We start from the raw sequence: 23,737 nt of genomic DNA, 5'->3' as shown, positions 1-23,737 counted from the left end.
CGGACGGTGGCCGAAGGGGGCGGACCAGGGCACCATGGCCGATTACTATCCGCTTCTGGCGCGCGCCCTCGACGCGCTGCCGGATCGAACACCCGCCTTGCGTAAGGCGGTCTACGACCGCGCGCGCAACGCCCTGATCAGTCAGCTCCGCTCGCTCGATCCGCCCCTGTCCGAGAGCGACATCGACCTCGAGCGCCGGGCCCTCGATGCCGCGATCGAGCGGCTCGAGATCGACCACGGTGGTCTGCCCGCTCCGGCCAACGACGCCGCGCAGGTATCGGGACAGGCTCAGCCGGCCATCGCGGAGCCGGCTGACCGGAAGCCCGACATCCCGGAGCCGTCGCCGCCGCCACTGGCGATCACGCCGTCGGAGCCCGCTCTGCCGCCGGCCGCGCCGGTCGCCTTCGCGGCGCCGGTACTCGCCCCTGAGCCCAAGACGGAGCCCGAGCAGCCCCGCGAAGCTCCGATCCCGATCGCGCCGCCACGCCCCGGCTCCGTCCAACCCGCCGCGCCCGAGACGCCGCAGCCGCCGGAGCCGCCGGCTTCAGCGATCCCGACGGGCGCGGAGGAACCCGACCTGTCCACCGCTGGCGATGGCGGAAGCGGGCGTCAGCGGCCGCGTATCGAGGTGGTGCCGCCGCGCGCCGGTCGTTCCCGGGTGCTGCGCAACGTCTTCGTCGGCTCCGTGCTGGCGGTGGTGATCGGGCTCATCGCCGTGGCGGCGTTCCTCCTGCGCGACCGTCCGCAGACACTCCGGCCGAACGGCGCCGAGACGGCGGATACGCAGCAGCCCGAGGGCGAGACCAAGTTCGGCGATCGTGTCGGCGGCGACGCGGCGCCAGCGCCGAAGATCGCTGCCCGCCCGGAGGGCGGCGCGGCGCCGCGCCCGGCCACGGCTCCGACCGAGGCGACCGTCGCGGTGGCGCAGCGGGCCGAGCTGATCGAGGAAGCGTCCGGAGCCGAGAACGCGCAGCCGACATCCACATCCGGCCGGGTGACGTGGCGGCTCGACACGGTCAACGGTGAGCAGGGGCAGCCGCTTCAGAATGCGGTCGTGGCCACGGTCACGATCCCCGATGCGGGGCTGACCTTGGTGATGACGATCCAGCGCAATCTCGATACGACCTTGCCGGCCTCGCACACGGTCAGCTTGTCCTTCAGCCAGTCCGGGAACGGGCCGGCCCGCACCGTGCAGGATGTCGGCCTCCTGCAGGCCAAGGACGAGCAGAATGCCCGCGGATCGCCGGTCTCCGGCCTGCCGGTGCGTGTCCGTGACAACCTGTTCCTGATCGGCCTGTCGTCGCTGCCGAACGACGTCGAGCGCAACACCGATCTGCTGCTTCACCGCAACTGGTTCGATTTGGCTCTGCGCTACACCTCCGGCAAGCGCGCGGTCCTGACATTCGAGAAGGGATCGGCCGGCGCGCAGGTGATGCAGAGCGCCTTCGAGTCCTGGCAGTGAATCACTGGTAGCAGATGCCGGCGCGCGCAGCCGCGCGCCGGGCCGGTCGGTCAGTGCGCCTCGATGCCGGCCCGGGGCGATTCGCGGCTAGCGATGTTGCGCTTGACCGCTTCCTGAACCTTCTCGAAGGCGCGCACCTCGATCTGACGGACCCGCTCGCGCGACACGCCGAACTCGCCCGAGAGATCCTCCAGGGTGATCGGGTCCTCGGCGAGCCGCCGGGCCTCGAAGATGCGGCGCTCGCGCGGGTTGAGGACGCTGAGCGCATCGCGCAGAGCCGAGAGGCGGTTTTGCCCCTCCTGCTCGCGGGCCAGGACGGTCTCCTGGCTGGGCGCGTTGTCGACGAGCCAGTCCTGCCACTCGCCCTCGCCCTCCTCGCGCAGGGGTGCGTTGAGCGACGTGTCACCGGACAGGCGCCGGTTCATGTCGATCACGTCCTGCTCGGGAACGCCGAGGCGGGTGGCGATCTGCTTCACCTGGTCGGGCTTGAGGTCGCCCTCGTCCAGCGCCGAGATCTTGCCCTTCGCCTTGCGCAGGTTGAAGAACAGCTTCTTCTGGTTCGCCGTGGTGCCCATCTTCACGAGCGACCAGGACCGAAGGATGTATTCCTGGATCGCCGCCTTGATCCACCACATGGCGTAGGTGGCCAGCCGGAAGCCCTTGTCGGGGTCGAACCGCTTGACGGCCTGCATGAGACCGACATTCCCCTCGGAGACCACCTCGCCGATCGGCAGCCCATAGCCGCGATAGCCCATGGCGATCTTCGCGACGAGACGCAGATGCGAGGTCACGAGCCTGTGCGCAGCCTCACGGTCGCCGGCATCGCGCCAGCTCTTGGCCAGCGTGAACTCCTCCGTCGGCTCCAGCATCGGGAACTTGCGGATCTCATCGAGGTAGCGCGACAGGCCACCTTCGTTGGCGAGCACGGGTAGCGTACCGGCCATGGCATTCTCCTGAACCTATGTCCCCCTTGAGGGCGGACGCGACGGGCAACAGTGCCGTCTACTCGGGCCGCTCTTGAGCCGACCCTGCCGGCCACCCATCTCATACGGGCTGCCGGGGAGCCGGTCGCGGTTGAAGACACTCACGTCGTCATCAACGCGCCATCGGCCGAATGGGTCGTACCATGTCACGAAGTGACGCGGTACGGGGTGACCTTTCGCACGTTGCCCGGCTCCGGTTACAGGCGCGCAGGACCCTCGGATTCCGCCCGCAGCGCCGTCACGAGCGCGGTGAGATCCGGCGGCAGCCGGCTCTCGAAACGGAGGGTCTGACCCGTGCGCGGATGGCTGAATCCGAGCAACTCCGCGTGAAGTGCCTGCCGACCCAGGGCCGCAAGGGCGTCGCGCGCGTCCGGCCGCAGACGCGCGGCCTTCGTGCGGAAGGCGCCGCCGTAGACACCGTCCCCGAGGAGCGGGTGGCCGCGATGGGCGAGGTGCACGCGGATCTGATGCGTCCGCCCGGTCTCGAGCTGGCAGCGGACGAGGGCGGCCTCCGCGTAGGCTTCGGCCACCGTGTAATGCGTCACCGCGTGGCGGCCGGCCTCATCGGAGACGACCGCGATCTTCTCGCGCTGGTAGCGGGAGCGCGCCAGACTCGCCCGGATGGTGCCGGTGCGCGGTTGCGGAAGCCCCCAGACCACGGCCGCGTAGGCCCGTTCCAGGGGGCCGGTCCGGCCATGATCGGCAAATTGGCTGGTCAGCCCCTGGTGGGCGGCATCGTTCTTCGCGACCACGATCAGGCCGCTCGTATCCTTGTCGAGCCGATGGACGATGCCGGGCCGGCGCACGCCGCCGATTCCCGAGAGGCTCGCGCCGCAATGGGCGATCAGGGCGTTGACCAGTGTCCCGCTTTCGTGACCCGGTGCCGGATGAACGACGAGCCCGGCTGGCTTGTCGATCACGATCAGGTCGTCGTCCTCGTACACGATCGGCAGGTCGACGGCCTCGGCCACCGGCTCGGCGGCCTTGGGCTTCGGCACCGTCAGCGCGAGCTGCGCGCCGGCACCGACTTTCGCGGCGGGATCGCGCACCGGGGTGCCATCCCGACGCACCTGACCCTCCCGGATGAGGTCCTGCAACCGGGCCCGCGACAAGTCCGGGAACAGGGCCACCAATGCCCGGTCGAGCCGTACACCGCCCTCCGCAACCATGCCGACCCGTTCTTCAACGACGTTGTCCACCACGATCCGTCCGCACCCGATTCGATCCGCCGACGCGGATTTCCTGAGGAAGGCTCTTGCTCCCTCGGCGGGTCGTGGCTATAGCACCCCCGCGCCGCCGGAAAGCTCCCATCGTCTAGCGGTCTAGGACGTCGCCCTCTCACGGCGAAAACAGGGGTTCGATTCCCCTTGGGAGCGCCACCGGCGCAGTTCTGCAAATCCGACAACGACATCGCGGAAGTGCGATCAATATCGCTTCTGCGGTGGGGCCATGCTGCCCCTTTGCGAAGCGTTCCCGGGCGCGGTCGTTCCCCGCGCGCTGCGCTTCCCGAATGTCGTGTTCGACTTTCTCCGGCATCGGATAATCCGTCACGGCCGTGAGCGCGCGGCATCTGGCGGCGCGCTTGTCGAGACGGACCCGGCTGACTTGCGCAGGTCAGGGCTTGAGCGATGCGGCGGCCGGGGGCAGGCCACGCCCCAGATCGATTTCGAAGCCGACCCTCGACAAGGCTTGCCGTCTCCAGCGATCCGGGAGACCAGATGCTCCGCAAGGAAGCCGCTGGCGTATGGACGGCCGGTTGCCGGCCTGAAGGTCATGTCCGGGACCGGTGGGGCTCTGGTCTCGGGCGCAGAGAGGGGCAGGGCGACCATGAGAGCGGCGACGAGCCTGTTGCGTTGGTTGGCCAGCTTCCTTGGGATGTGGGCGCTGCTGTCCAGCAGCGCCTGGGCGCAGACCACCGACGTCACATTTCATGGGACGCAGGGCGTGGAGCTGCACGGCGTCCAATACCGGCCCGGTGGCGCAGGACCATTCCCTGCCGTCGTCGCCCTGCATGGCTGCGGCGGGCTCTACGATCGCAGCGGCGTTTTCAACGCCCGGCACGCGGATTGGGGCGAACGTCTCGCCGCACAGGGATTTCTCGTCCTCTTCCCCGACAGCTTCGGGTCACGGGGGCTCGGCTCCCAGTGCAGCACGATCGGGCGGGCGATCCGGCCCGGCCGCGAGCGCGCCGCGGATGCCGAGGCAGCCAAGGCCTATCTGCAGGCTCGGCCCGACGTGAGGCCCACGGCCGTTTCGCTGCTCGGATGGTCGAACGGAGGGTCGACCGTGCTCTATGCCGCCGGTGCACGTGTTGCCGACGGTCGGCCGCCGTTCGCCCGGGCTGTGGCGTTCTATCCTGGATGTCGCGCACTGGCCGAGCGCGGCTGGCACGATCGCGTGCCGTTGCAGATCCTGGTTGGCGGTGCGGATGACTGGACGGGCGCCGCCGCCTGTCAGAATCTTGCCGCAGCCGCCCAAGCCCGCGGAGAGCCGGTCGCGATCACGGTGTACCCCGGCGCCTACCACGACTTCGATCATCCGGCCCTGCCGATCCGCGAGCGGCGGGGCTTGGCCCACACGGTGGCCGGCGACGGGGTGGCACATGTCGGCACCGATCCGGCCGCGCGCGAGGATGCCCTGATCCGCGTGCCCGCGTTCTTGGCGCGTTAGGATTCCTTGAAGCCTTTCGGATGCGCTTCGGCGAAGCGTGCTCGTCGCTTCGCTTCTGCCGGTCCCGCCGGCCCCGCGCGAAAAAAGGCCGTCGCGCCGGCAGCGGGCCGGATTAAGCCGGAACAACGGACGTCTACCTCTCGCAACGCCAGGGTTCTCATCGCGATCGGACCCGCTTGGCTCAAGAGGAAGTTCATGCGTTCACTCGTTTTCGGCGCCGTCCTTGCCGCCCTGATCCCGCTTTCGGCTCAGGCCCAGGAGGCCGGCGACGCGGCCGCCGGCGAGAAGGCGTTTGCCCCGTGCAAGGCGTGCCACAACTTCCAGAAGAACGGCGTAGGTCCGGATCTGAAGGGCGTCGTTGGCCGCAAGGCGGGCACCTATGAGGGCTACAACTACTCCGCCGCGCTGAAGAATTCCGGCCTGACCTGGGACGAGGCCACGCTTCACGAGTGGCTGAAGAACCCGAAGGCGAAGGTGCCGGGTAACAAGATGATCTTCCAGGGTTACCCCGACGACAAGAAGATCAACGACGTGATCGCCTACCTCAAGACGCAGTCCTGAGCCAAGCGCAGGCGAAATATCGGCACGGGCGGATGTGCTCGTGTCGGCTATCGCATCGCGCAAACTGCTCGATCTCGATTTCGGAAGTACTGAGCGCGAACGAATTTACGCTGACGTAATAGATTCGAGAGTTTGTCACCGCGGGCGCTTCTCATGGCGCGCGGCTTTGTTAGACTTCCGGGAGGTGCTCGGCGTAACGCACCGAGCGCCCTCTTCCTTCAGCCCCGCCGGCCTCGCCGCGCGGGGCCTTTTTGGGTCAGGCCTCGCCCAGTGCGCGGGTCAGCCGATCGCGCGCCCGGCTCACGCGGCTCTTGACGGTGCCGGGCGGGCAGCCGAGCACGGCCGCGGCGGCCTCGTAGGGTAGGCCCTCGATCGCGACCAGCATCAGCGCCTCGCGATGCGGCGGCTCGAGGCCGTCGAGAGCGGCCTGCACCTCCTGCAGGCGCAGCGCGTGATCCTGTCCGGCTGGCTCCGTCATGGCCGCGGCGTGAAGGCCGTTGGGATCCGGCACCTCATACCGACGCTTGCGCCGCCCGTTGATGAAGCCGTTGCGCAGGATCGTGAACAGCCAGGCAACGAGGCTGGTGCCCGCCTGGAACCGCTCGCGATGCTCCCAGGCCTTGAGCAGGGTGAGCTGCACGAGGTCGTCGGCCTCGCTGCTGTCGGAGGCCAGCGACATGGCATACCGGCGCAGGCGCGGCACCATGCCGATCAGGTCGTCCTTGAAGGCGCTCGGAACCTGCCGGTCGGACTCGGCGGCGTCGAGCGCCGCCGAGAGGCGTTCCAGGACCCCACCCAGGCGAGAGCCTGGATCGATCTCTACAACTTCTGAATAGTATTGCCGCAGCCGGTCGCCGAGCTGGGCAGGCAGTTGGGAAATGACGGAGCCGGACGCATCGGCCGGTTCCCGCTGTTCGTCGGCGGGCTGCACGGGGAGCACTCGTGTCGATTGGGAGAGGTCGCCTGGTCGGCGGGTGATGAGGCCCGCATGAGGGCCTCTTATTTATCCCTAACTGAAATCGTCCACGTCAATGATGCGTGTATACCAAGAAAATAACATGGGTGACGGAACCGGCTTGCGCACAACCCGTTTGTGCCCCGCTGCCAACTGGGCAGTGGCAGACATGACGGGTGAAACGAGCTGTGACGGTTGGTGTCGACAGGCATGAACTCCGGCAGATCATCGCCGGCCTCAGCGAGGGCGTGATCCTGGTCGAGCCCGACCAGACCATCGCGTACGCCAACGAGGCCGCGCTCGCGATGCACGGCGCCGAGAGCCTCGATGAGCTCGGATCGACCATCGACGCATACCGGCAGCGCTTCGCCCTGCGCTACCGCAACAATCTCACGCCGAACCATTACCCGATCGAGCGCGTGGTCGCGGGGGAGCGCTTCCACGATGTGATCGTCGAGGTGAAGCGCGCGGACAAGCCCGACATGGACTTCGTCCATTCACTGCGCAGCCTTGTCGCCACCGACCGCGACGGCAATCCGAGCTGCCTGGCGCTGATTCTGAAGGACGTGTCGGACCAGTTCGAGGCCGAGGCGCGCTTCGAGGCGGCCTTCAACGCCAATCCGGCGCCCGCGGTGATCACGCGCTTGTCGGACCTGCGCCACGTCAAGGTCAATCACGGCTTCCTCGAGATGACCGGCCACACCCGCGACGCCGTGATCGGCCGCAGCGTCTACGAGGTCGACGTGTTGGCGGGCTCGCGGAACCGGGACCTCGCCGTCGCGCGCCTGAACGAGGGCGCCACCATCCCGCAGATGGAGGCCTGCCTGGACTTGCCCGACGGCGGCTCGCGCTTCGTCATCGTCGCGGGTCAGCCGATCGAAATGGGCGACGAGCCCTGCATGCTGTTCACCTTCGCGGATCTCGATCTGCGCCGGAAGGCCGAGGCCGCCCTGCGGCAGAGCGAAGAGCGCTTCGCCAAGGCATTCCGGCTGACCCCCGTACCTACGGTCCTTGCGCGCGCTGAGGATTTCCAGGTCACCGGCGTCAACGAAGCCTTCGGGCGCGTCTTCGGCTTGGGCGAGGACCGGATCGTCGGCCGCAGCCTGACCGAGGCCGGTCTGTGGGTGAGCGAGGCTCAGCGCCTACAGGTTGAGGCGTCGCTGGATCGTCACGGCTCCGTGCGCGGCGCCGAGGTGTGCCTGAAGCACGAGAGCGGCACCAATCTCGACTGTCTCGTCTCCGCCGAGCGCGTCGCCATCAACGAGGCCGGATTCGTGCTCCTGGTCGTCCAGGACATCACGGAGCGCAAGCACACCGAGCGTGAGCTGTTCGACGCGATCGAGACCGTGATGGCCGATACCTCGTGGTTCAGCCGAGGGCTGATCGAGAAGCTGGCCAACCTGCGCCGGCCCGACCGTGAAGGCGCGGATGGCTCGGCTCCTAACCTCACGGTGCGGGAACGCCAGATCCTGAACCTGATCTGTTCCGGGCTCGACGACGACGCGATCGCCCGAAAGCTCAGCCTGTCGCGCAACACCGTCCGCAATCACGGCGCTGCGCTGTACCGCAAGCTCGGGATCCACAAGCGCAGCGAAGCGGTCGTCTGGGGACGAGAGAACGGTTTTCCGCTGAGCATACCGGCAGATGAAGATCACGCTACCGGTACATCTGCATCATTGATCGATACGGGTAGGCGCACATCTTCCGGTCGAGCCCCGGTAGTCTCGCGGACGACGAAGCGCCCATGACCCAAGACAGGAATTCGACTTCCGCCGATCACCTCAAGGCGTCCGTCACGGAAGCCATTGGCAAGCTGACCGACGAGAGCCGGGTCGAAGCCGACGGTCGGCGCAGGAAGCGCGGCGTTCGCACGGCCGACGCCGACGGAGCCGCGCCCGGACGATCTAAGCCCACCGGCTCGGATCAACGCTAGGGCGAAGCCATCCGGCGCCCCGTGGCAGGGCGCCGCCCAACCGAACACCACCAGAGAAGAGAACGACATGGTCGACACGGATCGAATCACAGGCGCAGCCCGGGAGCTTGGCGGCAAAGTACAGGGCGCCGTCGGCGACCTGACCGGCTCGAAGCGGGACTCCCTTGAGGGCCGCTCCCGCGAGGCAGCGGGCCAAGCCGAGGGGGTCTACGGTCAGGCGAAGGACACGATCCGCGGCGCTGCCGAGCACGTCGCCGACACCGCCCGCGACCTCGGTGGCAAGCTTCGCGATGCCGTCGATGACCGCCTGGGATCGGACGATGTTGAGACCCGCGTTCGCCGTGCCCAGGGCGCCGTCGAGGATCAGTACGTTCGGGCCGAGCGGGGCGTGCGCAGCGCCGCCGACGAGGCCTACGACTATGCCGAGGACGCTTATGAGCGCGGCGGCCATTACCTGCGCCGCGGCAGCCGTGAGGTCAGCCATGAGGTGGCTGAGTACCCGCTGGCCTCCCTGTTGATCGCCGGCTTGGCCGGTTTCGGCCTCGGCCTCCTCGTCAGCGCATCCCGCGACTGAGCCGCCAGCTTCTCTCAACCTTCAACGACCCAAGACCCGGAGTAAGAGCGTGACCACCATACAGACCGTTGCAACGCCCCTCGGCACCGAGGCACACGCTGATACGCGTGCCGTCCTGCTGAACCAGGTCTCCTGGGGCGCCATTTTCGCCGGCGCCGTGACCGCGCTGGTGACCCAGGTCGTCGTCAATCTCGTCGGCGTCGGCGTCGGGCTGGCCTCGGTAGGCACCAACAGCGCCGACAACCCGGCTGCCTCCAGCGTCTCGCTGGGCGCGGGCATCTGGTTCGTCGCCTCCGGCATCGTCGCCTCGCTGGCCGGCGGCGCCATTGCGGGCCGGCTCTCGGGCAAGCCGCTGCCGGGCGCGGCCGCTCTGCACGGTCTGGTGTCCTGGGCGGTGACGACCCTGGTGGTGCTCTATTTGCTGACTTCGGCGGCCAGCGGCCTGATCGGCGGCACGCTCAGCACGGTGTCTGGCGCGCTGGGCGGTGCGGGCAACCTCGTGGGCGGCACCGTGCAGACCGCCGCGCAGGCTGCGGCCCCGTCGCTGTCCAAGATCTCGAACCCGCTGGACGGCATCGAGCAGAAGGTCCGCGAGCAGGCCTCCGGTCAGGATCCTCAGGCGGCCCGCGACGCGGCGGTCGCAGCCATCAAGGCGCTGTTCACCGGCGACGCGAACCAGAAGCAGCAGGCTGAGACCCGCGCGGCCGACGCCCTGGCGAAGGCGCAGAACATCCCGGTCGATCAGGCCCGCCAGCAGGTGCAGGATTACGAGAAGCAGTACGACCAGGCGGTGGCCACGGCCAAGGAGAAGGCCGAAGCGGCGGCCGTGACGGCGAAGTCGGCGGCCACGCAGGGCGCGTTCTACGCCGCGCTGGCGCTGGTCCTCGGGGCGCTCGCCGCCTTCTTCGGCGGCCGCCTTGGCGTCCCGAAGCCCGCGACCCTGCTCGGCGGCTACGAGACCCGCCGCCTCTGATCCCCATCGGCTCCCGCAGGAGCGCGGGAGCCGCTCATACCGGCGCGAGGCCGGCCAACCTACCTGAAGGAGAGCACGCGATGAGCAGCACCACCGACAAGATCAAGGGCCTGGCCAACGAGGCCGTCGGCAACGTCAAGCAGGCGGCCGGCAAGGCCACCGGCAACGACAAGCTCGTGGCCGAGGGCAAGGCTCAAGAGCTGAAGGGCGAGGCGCAGAAGACGGTCGGCGACGTCAAGGACGGCGCCAAGAACCTCGCCGACAAGGTCACCGGCAAGCGGTGATCTCAAGGATGGCGCCGGCAGGTCCGGCGTCATCCATACCGGCGAGGCAGACGACTTAATTCGACACTCGGTCCAGAGACAGGAGTTCCGCATGAACCGCGACCAGATCCGTGGCGCGTCCCGTCACCTCAAGGGTCGCGCCCAGACGGCCATCGGCGGCATCACCGGCGATCCGGCCCGGCAGGTCCGCGGCGCCGTGAACCAAGTTGCCGGCGGCGCGCAGTATGCCTACGGGCGTGCTCGAGACCGGGCTGAGGATCTCGCCGAAGACGGGCGCCACCTTGCCGAGGTCGCGCGCGCGCGGGCCGATCGCCTGATCGACGACGGTCGCCAGCGGGCTCGGGAGACCGCGCGGGACCTCAGCCGTCGCGGCGAGATCTACGGCCGCCGCGCCGTGGACACGATCGGCCGGAACCGCACCAACACGCTTCTTGGGCTGGGCGCGCTGGCCTTCGCGGCCGGCTGGCTCGCTCGCCGCACCCGCTGATCAAGGAGTCCTGAACCATGCTGCGCAAAATCCTGACCGCGTTCATCGTGCCGAAGATCATCGCCTATCTCGGCCGTCGCTACGGTGGCCGCGCCGGGCGCCGCGGCGGACCCGGACGGACCTTCTAGCGACATCCCGGAGACGGCATTTGCCGCGGATGAGAGGGCTCGCGACGATCTTCCTGCGCCGGGAATTCATCTTCCTGGCGCTGGCGGTCCTTCTGGGCGCGGCCGCGGTCGCAGCCTACTGGGCGTCGCGCGCCACGGTGCTGACCGTGGCAGTCGCGCCCAGCGACGGAACCGAGCCGGCCCTGATCCAGGCCTACGCGGATGCCTTGGCCAAGCAGCGTAAGGAGATTCGCCTCAGAATCTTGGCTTTTGATGATGTGCGTGACAGCGCCGAGGCTCTGCGTGACGGCCGCGCCGACCTGGCGGTCGTCCGGCCGGACGTCGATCTGCCCGACAACGGCCTAACCATCGCGACCCTGCGGGATCAGGCCATGATCATCGCGGCGCCGGAGGGCTCCGGGATCTCCCGGTTTCCCGATCTCGACCGCAAGCGTCTCGCCATCCTGGCCCACCGCGACGCCGACGAGGCGCTGATCCGCGCTCTGCTCGGCCATTACGGCCTGACGCTGATCACGACCGAACCGCAGGGCGCCGTGCCGCCGCGCCATGTCGCCCTGGTGGAAATTGCCGAGGCGGACCTGGCCGACGCCATCGCCCGCAAGCGCGCCGATGCGGTCATCTCGGTGATCGCGCCGACCGCGCCGACCGCGCAGCGCATCGTCGACATCGTTCAGAGGGCGAGCCGGACACAGAAGGTGTCGTTCGTCGATGTCGAGAACGCCGATGCGCTCGTCGCGCGCATGCCGCGACTTCAGGTCGTGACAATGCCGGCCGAGACCTTCGGCGGTAGCCCCAAGGTGCCGGCCGAAGACGTCCACACGGTCGGAGCTTCCTACCGCCTCATGGCCCGGTCGAGCCTCCCGCGCTCGGTGGCGGCGGACGTGACCCAGCACCTCTTCGAGCTGCGCAGCGGCATGGCGAATGTCACGCCGGCTGCCGATTACGTCCAGGCGCCCGCCTACGACAGCACGGTGGGCGCGACGAGCGCGCGTCTGCCGATCCATCCGGGGGCGGTCGATTATTTCGAGCGCGAGCAGCAGAGCTTCATCGAGCGCTACGAGACCTGGATCTACCTGATCGCGTTCCTGAGCGGCGGCATCGGCTCTGCCGCCGCCTGGGTCGGGCAACGCTTGTCTCGGTTGCGCCGCGAGCGCGTCGAGGAGGCGACCGATCGCCTCCTCGAGATCCGGCGGGAGGCACAGGACACCTCCGACGCGGCGCGTCTCCAGGCCCTTGCGCGGGAGATCGACGACCTCGCCGGCGAGATCGCCAAGCATGCTCTCGAGCGTCCGACCGAGGCCAGAACCCTTTCCGCCGCGTTGATCGCGATCGACGCGGCCCGCTCCACGATCAAGCGCGCGATCGCGACGGGTCGGACAGGAAACGCGACCGCTGCTCTGTCCGAGGACATGGCTGGGCCAACCTCCGCCGCGGCGGAGTGAACCAATTGCAGCGGCTGACCGCTGCAACATCCGGGCCGATGAGCCTGATCGAAGGAAGGACGACGCGATGAGCAAGGGATACCCCTCCATGACCGCGCTGCTGGGTCTTCTGGCGGTGGCCGGCTTTCAGAACCGAGACAAGATTTCCGAATGGCTCGGCGGCCACGGCAAGGAAACCGGCCGCTCCCCGGTCCCGCCGGTTCCGGGCTCGACCGCCGGGTCCAGCTCGACGATCCCGGCGAACCTGGAGCGCGTGCTTGGCGGCGTCGGCTCCGCCGGTGTCGGCGGCCTGATCGCGAGCGGCCTGGGCGAACTGATCGAGCACTTCACCAAGGGTGGTCACGCGGACACCGCACAATCCTGGATCAATCAAGGACCCAACCGCGACATCCCGGCCGCCGACCTCGAGCGCGCCATCGGCCCGGAGACCCTGGCGGCCCTGGAGCAGCAGACCGGCCTCAGCAAGAGCGAGGTGCTGGCCCGTCTCTCGCGGGACCTGCCCTCGGCGATTGACCGCTACTCGCCGGACGGGCGCCTGCCGGCGCTCGGCTGAGCCGCACCGCAGCGGCCGTCGTGGTGACGAATGTTGCCGCGACGGCTCCGGCTGCGCGCCTCGTTCTCACGCCGGGACGGCGCACGGCTTCGTCTGGAGACGCCGCTACTCGATCAGCTCGTCGGCCTTCGCCATCAGCGAGGGCGCGATCGTCAGACCGAGGGCGGCGGCCGTCCGGAGATTGATCACGGTCAGGAAGCGCTCGCTGGCCTGAACGGGCAGGTCGCCGACGACGGCGCCGCGCAGGATCCGGTCGATGTAGCCGGCCGCCCGCTGCACGTCTTGCACGACGCTGGTCGTATAGGCCGCGAGACCGCCCATCCGCACCTGCGCCGCGTAGGCGTAGACCGCGGGGAGGCGATAGGCTGCCGCCAGATCGATGATCCGCTGACCGTAGACCCCGGTCACCGCGTCGGGCAGCGCGATCAGCCCACCCCCGGGCTCCCCGGCGAAGGGGGGGATCGCCTGTGCGATCTCTTCGGCATTGTGGATGCCGGCAATCCGCGCCTCGATGCCCAGCCCGGGGCCGACCCGCGCGAGTTCGGCCGTATAGGCCGCCAGGCGGGCGGGATAATCGGGGTTGACCAGAGCGAGCGCGCGGGTGACGTCCGGGTCGAGTTCCTTAAGGAGCTGCAGCCACTTGCCCACCAGGGTGAAGTCGAAGTTCGTGAAGCCCGTGAGATTTCCGCCGGGCCGCGACAGGCTGGTCACGAAGCCGGCTCCGATCGGATCCTGCAGCATCATGAACACGACCGGGACGGTCGTCGTCGCCCGCTGTAGCGCGGTCGCCCCGACGACGCCCTGCGCCAGGACGACATCGGGTTTCTGCGTGAGGATCTCGTTCGTCTGCCGGCGCAGCGTCTCGGCATCGCCGTTGCCATAGCGGAGATCGACCGCGAGGTTCTGGCCCCAGATCCATCCGGCCCGCTGCAGGGATTCCTTCAGCGTACCGACGATCACCGGACTGTCGGGATGGGTCTCTCCGTAGACGAGGAGGATCCCCAGCCGGCGCTGCCCTCCGGACTGGGCCAGGCCGGATGCGGGCCAGGCCGCAGCACTGCCCAGGCCCAGGATCAGGTCACGCCGTCTCATGCCGGCACTCCGGCCGGCACCGGTTCGCGGGCGCGCCCCGCCGCGCCGTCAGCGGATCTCGATGCGGGTTCCATTCGATCCGTTGAGCAGGCGCTTCAGGTGGTAGGCGGCCACGCCGTCGTCGGGGCGCAGCCCGACCAGGGCCGCGAAAGCGGGGAGCGCCGCGGCTTCGCCGGCCTCCAGCTTGGCGAAGGCTTCCTGGTAGCGGGTCAACGAGGCCGCGTCGTAGACGATTTCGGTGAGGGGTTCGAAGGCACGCAGAGCCTCCTGCTTGCCGCGCAGGAGCAGGTCGCCGAGCGGACGGCCGCGGAACTGGCCGGCGCGGATGACCACGCTCTCGCTCACGCAGATCCGCGTCCCGAACGCCTTGTTGGCATTCTCCAGGCGGGCCGCCGTGTTGATGGTGTCGCCGTAGGCCGTGTAGTCGAAATAGCGGCCGCCACCGAAATTCCCCACGATGGCCGGCCCGGCATGGACGCCGATCCGCGTCACGCCGATCTCGATGCCGCGCTCGCGCCAGCGGGCCCGGAAGCCTTCGGCGGCCTCATCGAGGGCCAGCGCGCAGCCGACCGCGCGGGCCGCGTGGTCCGGCTGGTCTCCCGGCGCCCCGAACAGGACGTGGAGCGCGTCGCCGACGATCTTGGCCACGGTCCCCTCGTGGGCGAAGACGAGGTCGGTCAGCTCGGCGAAGTAGCCGTTGAGGATCTCGGCCAGCTGGGTCGGGTCGAGACTCTCGACCAGGCTGGTGAAGCCCGCGATGTCCGTGAACAGCGACGCCACGTCCCGACGGTGGCCGCCAAGTTCCAGGCCCGACGCGTCCCCGGCGAGCTGCTCGGCGAGATTCGGCGAGAAGTAGCGCGCGAGCGACGCGTGCGCGCGCTCGGCGAGCGATTGCCGCCGCCGTCCCTCGCGCAAAGCCTCGACGTGTCGCAGCGTCCGCTCGATCGTTGTCTCCAGATCCGTGAAGTCGATCGGCTTCGTCAGGAAGTCGAAGGCGCCCCGGTTCATCGCGGTGCGGATATTCGCCATATCCCCATAGGCCGAGACGATGATGGTCGTCGGCCGGTCGGCGAGCTCCTCTAGCTTGGCGAGCAGCGTCAGCCCGTCCATGCGCGGCATGTTGATGTCCGACACCACGAGGTCGATGTCGCGGTTCTCGGACAGGCTCTCCAGCGCCTCCTGCCCATCGTGTGCGAACAGGAACGTGACCAAACCCTGCCGGATCTGACGGCGGAACTTCTGGGTGATCAGCGCCTCGAGGTCCGGCTCGTCGTCGACCACCAGGATCTTGGCGCTGGGCAGGCCCGAACTCATTCCGTCTCCCCGATCGTGGCGAGCCTGCGGTCGACCTCCGCCTTCAGCAGCGCGAAGTCGATGGGCTTGGTGATCAGCCCGACCGCGCCGGCGGCCTCGACGGCCTCGCGCGTCGCGGCGTCGCCGTAGGCGGTGATCATGATCACCGGCACGTCGGGCCGCGCGGCCCGCACCAGCGGGAGGAGTTCCAGCCCGGTCATTCCCGGCATGTTGATGTCGGAGAACATCAGGATCAGGCTCGGGCCGTCCGAGGCGGTGATGCGCGACAGCGCCTCCGGTGCCGAATGGGCGAACGCCATCTCGAAACGCCCGGCCCGGAGCTCGCGGCGAAACTGCTGGCGGAACAGGTCGGTCACGTCGGGTTCGTCATCGACCACGAGGATCAGGACGTTCATGGCTGGCTCTTGGGCTCGACCGCGAAGGCGGGTGTGGGTGCGGTCACGGGCTCAGCCACATCCGCCCCCTGCCGGGGCAGCACGATCGTGAACTCGGTGAATGCGCCGGGCTCCGTCGCGACGTCGACCGTGCCACCATGCTGCTTCACCACGATGTCGTGGCTCAAGGACAGGCCGAGCCCGGTGCCCTCACCGGCCGGCTTGGTGGTGAAGAACGGGTCGAACATCTTGGCCTTGACGCTCTCGGGTATCCCGGTGCCGTTGTCGCGCACACGGATCTCGACGCTGTCGCCGCGATCCCGTGTGACGACCGACAGGGTCGGCGCATAGCCCGGCACGACACCCTCGGCTCTCTTTTCGGTGGCGTAGAAGCCGTTCGACATCAGGTTCAACAGGACGCGCGTGATCTCCTGCGGATAGATGTCGGCAATACCGGCCGCCGGGTCGTAATCGCGGGCGAGGGTCACGTTGAAGCTGGGTTTGGCTGCGCGGGCGCCGTGATAGGCCAAGTTCAGGCTTTCCTCCACGAGGGCGTTGATCTCGACCGGGCGGTGCTCGCCGGAACCCGTGCGCGAGTGCAGCAGCATGTTCTTGACGATCGAGTCGGCGCGCCGGCCGTGCTGGACCACCTTATCGAGGTTGCCCTTCAGAAGTCCGGCGATCTCGTCGACCTCGTCTCGGATGTCGGGGTCGAGTGCTGCGGGCTTGAGCGCGTCCCGAAGCTCGTCCACCAGCTCTTTCGAGAGCGACGCGAAGTTGTTCACGAAGTTCAAAGGGTTCTTGATCTCGTGGGCGATTCCCGCGGTGAGCTGCCCTAGCGAAGCGAGCTTCTCGGACTGCACGAGGCGGCTCTGCGCCCTCTGCAGGTCGTCGAGGGATTGGTTCAGGTCGCGGGTCCGCTCCTCGACCTTGGCTTCCAGGGTCTCGTAGGATTCCTGGACGCGGCGGGCCATGGAGTTGAACCGGTGGGCGAGGGTCTCGATCTCGTCGCCGGTGCGGATCACGATGCGCTCGGACAGGTCACCGGCGCCGAAGCGCTCCGCACCGTCCTCGAGCTGACGGATCGGGATCACCATGCGTCGGGCCAGGAAGGTTCCGGCCACACCCGCCATGAGGACGCCCAGCCCCATCAGCGACACGGTCTGGATGATCGATTCGGTGAGTGGTTCCATCGCCTCCCGCAGCGACAGCTGTACGAACACGATCCAGTCGACGCGCGGGACCACGGCGTGCGCGGCGAGCACGAGCCCGCCGCCGAGCCCGCTGGTGATCTCGTAATCCTTCGCGCCCGCCTTTCCGGACAACGCTCCGGCGACCTCCGGCAGGCCGGACAGGTCGGTGTCGCGCAGGACGAGGCTCAGGTCCGGATGGGCGATCAGGCGTCCGGTCGCGGTGGTCACGAAGGCGTAGCCGCTCGTGCCATTGCGGATCGCGCTGACCACGTCCCAGATCAGCTTCAGGTTGACCTCCGCGACGGTCACGCCCGGATCGCGCCCAGCATGCGCGACCGAAACCGTCATGTACGGCTCGGATCCGCGCCGAAAGTAGACCGGCCCGAACCAGGTCTTGTCCTTGAGCGCCTGGGTGAAGCGCGGCGCGGTGGAGAAATCCTTGCCGCTGGCGACGACGTCCGGCTCAAGGCGCGAGACCCGCAGCTGTTCCTTGCCGCTGGGATCGAGATAGGCGACCTCGGTGATGGCGGGAGCCTGACGCAGCAGCCGGATGAAGTCGTAGCGCTGTTGCTCCAGGGGAACCCGGCGCCACTCCGCCCGTGTCGTCCAGCCGATCTGGCTCTCGATCTCGGAGAGGAAGGCTTCGACGCGTTCCGCAGCTCCGCGCGCCTTCTCGCGCTGCACCTCGATCGCCGTCCGCTTGGCATCCTCGAAGTTCAGGGACAGGTCGACGACGCCGTTGATGAGCAGCACGAGGGTCACGAGGCCGACGAAGGCCACCGCGAACTTTCCGGAAAGCGGGAGGCGGAACCGCTTCGGTGCGCCGAGTAGATCGGGAGCCGCGCCGAGCGCGCGAAGGCTCGTCATTCGACGATCTCATCAGCCTGAGCGAGCAGCGCCGACGAGACATCCAGACCGAGGCTGCGCGCGGTCTTCAGGTTCACCACGAGATCGAACTTCGTGGGGGCCTGAACCGGCAGGGTCGCGGGATTGTCGCCGTGCAGGATACGGTCGACATAGGCGGCCGCGCGCCGGACCGCCTCGGTGGTGTCGGGACCGTATGACATCAGCCCGCCGCGGTTGGCGAAACGCCGGATGGCGAACACGGTCGGGATCCGGTGATCCGCCGTCAGCGCGACGATGCGGTCGCCGTTCGCTTCGCTGAAGGTGCCGGGAGCCACGATGAGCCCGGCATCGCCCTGCCGTCCGAGGTCGGCGATAACGGGGTCGATGTCGGTGCTTCTCTGGACCATCACAACGTCGGGTTCGATCCCCAGGGCGGTGGCCGCGCTTCTGAAGGGATCCGCGTAGAAGTTGTTGCCCCGTATCTCGCTGCTCGGGTTTGCCAGGAGCGTGACGCGCCGGAGCGTTGGAGCCGCCTCCTTGAGGGCGGCCAGCCATTTCCCGCCGAGCGACGACTCGTACAGGGTGAAGCCCGTGATGTTGCCCCCCGGACGCTGCAGGCTCGCGACGTAGCCGAAGCCGACCGGGTCGGACGCCCCTACGAACACAATCGGGATCTTGCGGGTCAGCGCGGACACGGCCGTGAGCTGGGCGCTCAGATACGTGAAGATGACCTGCGGTTCTTTGGCGACCAGATCGGCTGCGAGCAGGCGCGTGCGCTCGCGGTCGGCCCCGCCCCACTGGTCCTCAACCCGCAAGGTGCCTCGGCCGTGGTCACGAAGGGCCGCGTGAAATGCCGCCGAGAGGGCCAGACCTTCGGCATCGTCGGCTGCGAACGGCCAGAGCGCCGTCACGTGCGCCGGTTGCGATTGCGCGCGCGCGCCGAGGGGCCACGCTGCCAGCGCTAAGGGCAATCCAGCGATTACGCTCCGCCGCCTCATCCGCACACCGCGCCAGCCCCACCAGCATCGGCCCGCGCCGCGCGGGCTCGGCCGCGCGGCCACGGGAGCCGCCCTGGCGATCCAGCGCGGACCTTAGTGCAAGCCCGGACCGCGCACCACGCGCAGGCCCAAGTGCGGTTATCAAAATGCCAGCCGCATGCCGCCCACGATGTTCCGCGGCGCACCCGCGAAGACTGATCCCGTGGTCGTCGCCAGAGTAGCCGCATTGTTCTGCAGACCGGTCGTTCCGCTGATCGTGTTGGCCAGATTCTGGGCCGAGGCGACATAGGTGGTGTCGAAGACGTTGCGGACCTCGAGATAGACGCTCAGCCGCTTTGCGTACCCGCCGGTCAGCTCGGTCGCGTAATGCACGTTGGCGTTGACGACCGCATATCCGGGCGCCTTCAGCAGGTTGGCGTTGTCGAGATAGAAGTCGCCCTGCACCACGGTCTCGACAAAGCCGCCCAACCCGGCGAGCGGGCCGCTCGGCACGTCGTAGCCGAGACGCGCGAGGAGCTGGTGGGCCGGAACGCCGGGGATCTGGTTGCCGGCCCGGTCGAAGCGGCGCGTCAGGCTGCCGGCGCTCAGCTGCTCCGTGTAGCGCGTGTAGATCTGGTCGTCGAAGGTGTAGGCCAGAACCCCACGCCAGCCCGGCGCGAAGGCCCATTCCGCGCCGACCTCCAGCCCCCGATGTTCGGAAGCCGGCGCGTTGAACGTGTAGGCGAGGAGGCCGGCCCCCGGTGACTGAGAGACCAACTCGTTGCGGAAGAACTCGTAGAATCCGGTCACGCTGAGCCGCAGGGTCTCGACGGGGCTCCACTCCGCGCCGAGATCGAAGCCCACGTTCTGCTGCGTCTGGAGCTGCGTGTTGTTGCCGGGAAGGCCGGCCGGCGTGATGAACAGGTTGCTCGCCGCCGGCGTGGTGTAGCCGGTGGCGACCCGGCCGCGCAGGGCCCAGGCTTCGTCCGGCCGGTAGACCAGCGCCAGCTCCGGGGCCACGTTGAGGAAGCTCCGATCGACGTCCGCGAAGCTCCGCGCCGTGCCGCTCGCCGCGTAGCTGAAGGCGAGATTGCGGCCCGTGATCGCCGTGCCCTCGGCGCTGAGGCCGACGATCCCGGTCCACTGGTCCGACAGGGCGAGTTCGAGCCGAGCCCGGCCGCCGAGATTGGACTGCACGGCGCCCTGATCGCCGATCAGCGCCCCGAGGCGGGGCCCGCTATAGGGGGCGCGGTTGAAGGTAGTGATGTGATTGTCGATCGTGTTGTAGGCGAGGGCCACGTAGCCCGTCGCCGGCAGCCCGAAGAGGTCGCCGCGCCGTGTCACATCCGTGAGGAAGTTCCAGGACGGATACGAGCCGCGCGAGGAGGTCGTGTAGAACGGTTGGTTGAAGTTGCGCTCGTCGAAGCCGAGCTGCGTGCGCCACGTGGTGAAGGCGTCGAGATCGTGCTCCCAGCGCGCCGCCACGATGGTCCGGCGGTCGTTGCGCCCAAAGCCGCCCTCGTCAGCGGTGACCGGGACGGTGGCGCCGAAGGCGCCGTTGCTGAGGAGGTTGAAGGTCGCGCAGCCCGGCGCCGCGCTCGCTGTCGCGGCGCAGCCCCGCTGGTAGGGGTTGATCCGGTACTGGGCCAGGGACGCGCGTGCCGGAAGATTGGTGTCGAGGGTGCTGTTGATCACCTTCAGGGTGAAGCGGTTGTCCGGCGTCGGGGTGTAGCTCGCCAGAAGGTTGATGGTCTGCGTGTCGTAGCTCGCGTGGTCCTGATAGCCGTTGGCCCGCACGTCGCTGGCGAACAGGCTGATCTCGAACGGCCCGCTGACGCCGCCGACGATGAAGTAATTGCTCAGATAGCCGAAGCTGCCGGCATCGACGCCGATCTCGTAGCCGTCGATCTCGCGCCCGGTGCGGGTCCGGAACGCGATCGCGCCCCCGGTCGCGTAATTGCCGAAGAGCGGCGATTGCGGCCCACGGAACACGTCGATGCGGCTGTAGGCGCGGGGATCCGTCAGGTCGAACCGGGCCGCGCCGTCCGGCTGCGTGAGAATGAAGCCGTCCTCCAGCACGACGGTGTTCTTGATCACCCCGGTCGAGCGGGCATTGTTGCCCCGGATCGAGATGATCACGTCGCGGCCGCCATTGCCCTGCCGCACCGTGACGCCCGGGCTGTTCGCCAGCACCGCGCCGATGCTGGTCGCCGGGCGGTCCGCGATGGTGTTGGTCTGACCGATGCTGGTGACGATCTCGCCGACCGGATGCTCGATCACCGAGGGCGCCGAGCCCGGAGGCGCGGCCACGCCGAAAGGAGCGGTCGCGTCCCGGCCCTTGGCCGGCGATGCCTCACCCTCGACGGAGAGTTCGTCCAGCGTGATCGAGGTCTGCGCCAGGGCCGCCGGGGTGCCGGCGAGCAGCAGCGCGAGGGGGCCGCCGCACAGGGCAGCGTGTCGGGTGGACATGATTTGGTCTCGTCTGATCGATGGCGCGGCTCTGACGCCGCGGAAGGGCGTCGCGATCAGGCGCGGAGCCGGTTGCGGACCCGCTGCGCGGCGAGGTCGAGTCCGAGCATGGCGAGGATTGCCAGGCCGGTGAGCGGGAACAGGGCTCCGAGAACGGCGACCAGGGCGGTCACGGTAATGGCGACGCGCCGGTCCCGCGGCCAGGGCGGCACGCCGAGGCCGCCGGCAGGGCGGCGCTTCCACCACATCGTCCCGGCGGTCACGGCGAGCAGGATCGTGGCGAGGCAGAACGCCAGCATGGCGAGCTGGTTCGCGCGGCCCCAGTGTTCGCCTTTGTGGATGCCGATCCCGTACTGGATGGCCCGGCCGACCGGGCCCAGATCGGCGAAATGGACGTCGAGCAGCGGTGTGCCGGTATACTGATCGAGCGCGATCACCCGCTGGCGGGTGACGTCGTGTGGATAGACCGACGCCGCGTAGACCCCATCCGCTCCGACCGGCAGCGCCAATTCGTAGCCGCGGGCCATGCCGAGCCGGATGAGGGTCGCGGCGGCTTCATCGATCCCGATGGTGGCGGCCGCCGCGGGCGCGGCTCCCGAGCGCGGCACTGGCGCGTCCTGCAGCGTCCAGCCGGGTTCCGACAGGCGATCGCGCAGCGGCACCGTCGAGACCGGCCGATTCGACCAGAGCGCGGCGGGTTGGCCGAGCCCGGCGGCGTTCGACCACGTGCGCAGCTGCTGGCCCCACCAGATTGACCACGGCAATCCGGTGAGCGCCAGGAACAGCAGGCCCGCGCCGGCCACGAGGCCGGTCACCGCGTGGAGGTCGCGCCACCACACGCGGTGCCGCGGCGTGCCGCGCACGCTGACCATGCCGCCCCCGCCGCGCGGCCACCACAGGTAGGCCCCGGTCACCACCAGGATGACGGCGAAGCCCGCGACCACCTCGATCACGGCGTTCGCGGACGCTCCGAGATAGGCGAGGCTGTGCAGCCCGCGCACCACCGTCATGAACTCCGCATCGCGTGCGACGCGGTCGAGCACGGCGCCGGTATAGGGATCCAAGTAGACCAGGATCCGGCGCGCGCCCGAGGCCAGCGTCACCACCGCGCTGCCATCGGGCGTCGCGGGGTCGCTGTAGGAGACGGGCGCCGCATCCGGCACGGCCTGCAGGGCGTTGAAGATCAGCCGGTCCGGCCCGAGAGCGGGCACCGCCTGCGGGACGACCCGGGTGCGGTAGGCGAACAGGCTGCCGTTAATCTCGTTCTTGAACAGGTAGAGCGCGCCGGTCGCCGACAGGCTGATCAGGAACGGCAGGCACAGCAGGCCGGCATAGAAGTGCCAGCGCCAGACCGCCCGATAGACGGCGTCGCGCGAGAATCGCAATGCGGCGCGCGCCCCGTATGCGGGGGCGCTGCCGTGCAGAAGGATCGACATGGAAAGGGCTATCCGAGCTTGAGCGATCAGCGAACGGGATCGTCAAGCTTCGGGGGGACCTCGTGCGGTGCCGTCGCACTGCGGTGGTCCGGTTTTCGGAAGCTCGGCTTCGGGACGCCAGGCGAGGCGGACCATCGGTGCGGAAGGCCATGCCGACGCGGCCGGTTCGAGGCTCGGCAACGCCAAGGCCCCAGCCTGGACCACGGTGCAACAGGGATGGATGTGTTTGTTAACCGTTCCGCCGCCCGAAGCGTCGGCCGGGTGTTCGGCGCAGATAACCGCACCCGTCCCCACGATGGCTTCGGCGGGCGTGGCGTAACCGAGGAACGCCTGAAGCAGCAGCGCGTAGAGCGCGAGCAATCCTATGGCCGCGCGGCTCCGAACAGTCTGGTGCAGGCGCCAGCGCATGGCTTGATCTAGGCGGCGTCGGCGAGGTGCGTCAACGTGAGGATGGGGTGTTTCCTGCGCGAAATGGGAAGACTCGGCCTCGGCCGGCGGCCCGGGCGCAGACTTGAGCCCGCTTGATCCCTGCAGGGATGCCGAACGGGATCTGGTGAGCCCGGGACAAGAAAAAACCCGCCGGATCGCTGATCGGGCGGGCTGACGTGGTGGCTGGGGGACCTGGATTCGAACCAGGACTAGAGGAGTCAGAGTCCACCGTTCTACCGTTAAACTATCCCCCAATCGGCTTTAGGCCCGGCCCGTCTGGCACGCGGACGGCTGGGCGCCGCCCGTGCTGCATTCAGCGGCTTCAGGCGTGGGCGGTGAGATAGGCGGAATGTTCCGGGAGGTCAACCGCTTGTTCTCCGGTTGACGCACCCTCTGCCGGGGCCGTAACCGTGCAGTTGCGGAAGCCGCCAGGAAGGGTGGCCGAGTGGTTTAAGGCAGCGGTCTTGAAAACCGCCGTGGGGGCAACTCCACCGTGGGTTCGAATCCCACCCCTTCCGCCAGTTCCTCCCTAAGTGGCTGGGGCGCAAAGAAGCGTTGACTTACAGCGGGTTGAGCGGCACGACTGCTACAGCTTATCGCTA

The 23,737-nt window shown here is 68.7% G+C and carries 21 protein-coding genes and 3 tRNA genes; 12 read left to right on the top strand and 12 right to left on the bottom strand.

Annotated elements, in window-relative coordinates; all coding sequences use genetic code 11:
- Positions 1 to 34: 34 nt before the first annotated feature.
- Complete coding sequence (locus tag AC3WSN_RS16585; protein ID WP_492539382.1) at positions 35 to 1,462, top strand: histidine kinase; 1,428 nt, start codon at positions 35 to 37, stop codon at positions 1,460 to 1,462.
- A gap of 50 nt (positions 1,463 to 1,512) precedes the next feature.
- Here the strand turns inward: AC3WSN_RS16585 and rpoH are convergent, their stop codons facing one another.
- On the bottom strand, positions 1,513 to 2,406 hold the full coding sequence (gene rpoH, locus AC3WSN_RS16580) for an RNA polymerase sigma factor RpoH (RefSeq protein WP_192707448.1): 894 nt from the start codon (positions 2,404 to 2,406) through the stop codon (positions 1,513 to 1,515).
- A gap of 236 nt (positions 2,407 to 2,642) precedes the next feature.
- Entirely contained in the window at positions 2,643 to 3,614 is a 972-nt protein-coding gene (locus AC3WSN_RS16575; RefSeq protein WP_492543137.1) for an RluA family pseudouridine synthase, read from the bottom strand.
- Positions 3,615 to 3,748: 134 nt separating this feature from the next.
- Between AC3WSN_RS16575 and AC3WSN_RS16570 the strand changes: the two genes are divergently transcribed.
- The 3 genes from AC3WSN_RS16570 to AC3WSN_RS16560 all read left to right on the top strand — a co-directional run bounded on the left by AC3WSN_RS16570 (position 3,749) and on the right by AC3WSN_RS16560 (position 5,676).
- Positions 3,749 to 3,824 (top strand) — tRNA-Glu (locus AC3WSN_RS16570).
- Positions 3,825 to 3,894: 70 nt separating this feature from the next.
- Positions 3,895 to 5,115 (top strand): dienelactone hydrolase family protein, encoded by a 1,221-nt coding sequence (locus AC3WSN_RS16565; RefSeq protein ID WP_492539380.1) that lies wholly within the window; start codon positions 3,895 to 3,897, stop codon positions 5,113 to 5,115.
- Positions 5,116 to 5,310: 195 nt separating this feature from the next.
- Positions 5,311 to 5,676 carry a c-type cytochrome gene (locus AC3WSN_RS16560; protein ID WP_492539378.1) on the top strand — a complete coding sequence of 122 codons (366 nt, stop codon included), beginning with the start codon at positions 5,311 to 5,313 and terminating at the stop codon, positions 5,674 to 5,676.
- 256 nt (positions 5,677 to 5,932) lie between these two features.
- On the opposite strand, the gene AC3WSN_RS16555 is transcribed toward AC3WSN_RS16560, so the two are convergent.
- The gene (locus tag AC3WSN_RS16555) at positions 5,933 to 6,607 is read right to left on the bottom strand and encodes a sigma-70 family RNA polymerase sigma factor (RefSeq protein ID WP_492539376.1); all 675 of its coding nucleotides are present in this window, start codon (positions 6,605 to 6,607) and stop codon (positions 5,933 to 5,935) included.
- 212 nt (positions 6,608 to 6,819) lie between these two features.
- Between AC3WSN_RS16555 and AC3WSN_RS16550 the strand changes: the two genes are divergently transcribed.
- The 7 genes from AC3WSN_RS16550 (at position 6,820) to AC3WSN_RS16520 (ending at position 13,005) form a co-directional block, all read left to right on the top strand.
- Positions 6,820 to 8,379, top strand: coding sequence for a PAS domain S-box protein (locus AC3WSN_RS16550; protein ID WP_492539374.1), 1,560 nt, complete (start codon positions 6,820 to 6,822; stop codon positions 8,377 to 8,379).
- Positions 8,380 to 8,631: 252 nt separating this feature from the next.
- The gene (locus tag AC3WSN_RS16545; RefSeq protein ID WP_492539372.1) at positions 8,632 to 9,138 is read left to right on the top strand and encodes a CsbD family protein; all 507 of its coding nucleotides are present in this window, start codon (positions 8,632 to 8,634) and stop codon (positions 9,136 to 9,138) included.
- A gap of 49 nt (positions 9,139 to 9,187) precedes the next feature.
- The gene (locus AC3WSN_RS16540; protein WP_492539370.1) at positions 9,188 to 10,111 is read left to right on the top strand and encodes a PhnA-like protein; all 924 of its coding nucleotides are present in this window, start codon (positions 9,188 to 9,190) and stop codon (positions 10,109 to 10,111) included.
- An 80-nt stretch (positions 10,112 to 10,191) separates the two neighbouring features.
- Positions 10,192 to 10,395 (top strand): CsbD family protein, encoded by a 204-nt coding sequence (locus AC3WSN_RS16535; protein ID WP_192707486.1) that lies wholly within the window; start codon positions 10,192 to 10,194, stop codon positions 10,393 to 10,395.
- A 91-nt stretch (positions 10,396 to 10,486) separates the two neighbouring features.
- On the top strand, positions 10,487 to 10,882 hold the full coding sequence (locus AC3WSN_RS16530; protein ID WP_492539368.1) for a CsbD family protein: 396 nt from the start codon (positions 10,487 to 10,489) through the stop codon (positions 10,880 to 10,882).
- Between the two features lie 157 nt (positions 10,883 to 11,039).
- Positions 11,040 to 12,452, top strand: coding sequence for a TAXI family TRAP transporter solute-binding subunit (locus AC3WSN_RS16525; RefSeq protein WP_492543136.1), 1,413 nt, complete (start codon positions 11,040 to 11,042; stop codon positions 12,450 to 12,452).
- Between the two features lie 67 nt (positions 12,453 to 12,519).
- On the top strand, positions 12,520 to 13,005 hold the full coding sequence (locus tag AC3WSN_RS16520) for a YidB family protein (RefSeq protein ID WP_492539366.1): 486 nt from the start codon (positions 12,520 to 12,522) through the stop codon (positions 13,003 to 13,005).
- Positions 13,006 to 13,110: 105 nt separating this feature from the next.
- Here the strand turns inward: AC3WSN_RS16520 and AC3WSN_RS16515 are convergent, their stop codons facing one another.
- The 9 genes from AC3WSN_RS16515 to AC3WSN_RS16475 all read right to left on the bottom strand — a co-directional run bounded on the left by AC3WSN_RS16515 (position 13,111) and on the right by AC3WSN_RS16475 (position 23,389).
- Entirely contained in the window at positions 13,111 to 14,097 is a 987-nt protein-coding gene (locus AC3WSN_RS16515; RefSeq protein WP_492539364.1) for an ABC transporter substrate-binding protein, read from the bottom strand.
- Positions 14,098 to 14,145: 48 nt separating this feature from the next.
- Positions 14,146 to 15,411, bottom strand: a complete 1,266-nt coding sequence (locus AC3WSN_RS16510) for an adenylate/guanylate cyclase domain-containing protein (protein ID WP_492539362.1) — start codon at positions 15,409 to 15,411, stop codon at positions 14,146 to 14,148.
- Positions 15,408 to 15,806 (bottom strand): response regulator, encoded by a 399-nt coding sequence (locus AC3WSN_RS16505; protein WP_492539360.1) that lies wholly within the window; start codon positions 15,804 to 15,806, stop codon positions 15,408 to 15,410. Before AC3WSN_RS16505 ends, AC3WSN_RS16510 begins: the two co-directional genes overlap by 4 nt.
- Positions 15,803 to 17,845: a sensor histidine kinase gene (locus AC3WSN_RS16500; protein WP_492539358.1), complete on the bottom strand. Its 2,043-nt coding sequence runs from the start codon at positions 17,843 to 17,845 to the stop codon at positions 15,803 to 15,805. Before AC3WSN_RS16500 ends, AC3WSN_RS16505 begins: the two co-directional genes overlap by 4 nt.
- Complete coding sequence (locus AC3WSN_RS16495; RefSeq protein WP_492539356.1) at positions 17,842 to 18,885, bottom strand: ABC transporter substrate-binding protein; 1,044 nt, start codon at positions 18,883 to 18,885, stop codon at positions 17,842 to 17,844. Before AC3WSN_RS16495 ends, AC3WSN_RS16500 begins: the two co-directional genes overlap by 4 nt.
- Positions 18,886 to 18,963: 78 nt before the next feature.
- Positions 18,964 to 21,270 (bottom strand): TonB-dependent receptor family protein, encoded by a 2,307-nt coding sequence (locus AC3WSN_RS16490; protein WP_492539354.1) that lies wholly within the window; start codon positions 21,268 to 21,270, stop codon positions 18,964 to 18,966.
- A 56-nt stretch (positions 21,271 to 21,326) separates the two neighbouring features.
- Positions 21,327 to 22,706, bottom strand: a complete 1,380-nt coding sequence (locus tag AC3WSN_RS16485; RefSeq protein WP_492539352.1) for a PepSY-associated TM helix domain-containing protein — start codon at positions 22,704 to 22,706, stop codon at positions 21,327 to 21,329.
- 42 nt (positions 22,707 to 22,748) lie between these two features.
- On the bottom strand, positions 22,749 to 23,114 hold the full coding sequence (locus tag AC3WSN_RS16480) for a hypothetical protein (RefSeq protein WP_192707496.1): 366 nt from the start codon (positions 23,112 to 23,114) through the stop codon (positions 22,749 to 22,751).
- 201 nt (positions 23,115 to 23,315) lie between these two features.
- A tRNA-Gln gene (locus tag AC3WSN_RS16475) sits at positions 23,316 to 23,389 on the bottom strand.
- Between the two features lie 177 nt (positions 23,390 to 23,566).
- Here AC3WSN_RS16475 and AC3WSN_RS16470 point away from each other — a divergent pair.
- Positions 23,567 to 23,656, top strand: a tRNA-Ser gene (locus tag AC3WSN_RS16470).
- Positions 23,657 to 23,737 lie beyond the last annotated feature (81 nt).

This window comes from Methylobacterium sp. FW102-HT35C08 (assembly GCF_058790235.1).
The sequence above is the reverse complement of the archived record's forward strand: the minus strand, read 5'-3'. Positions and strand labels throughout refer to the sequence as shown.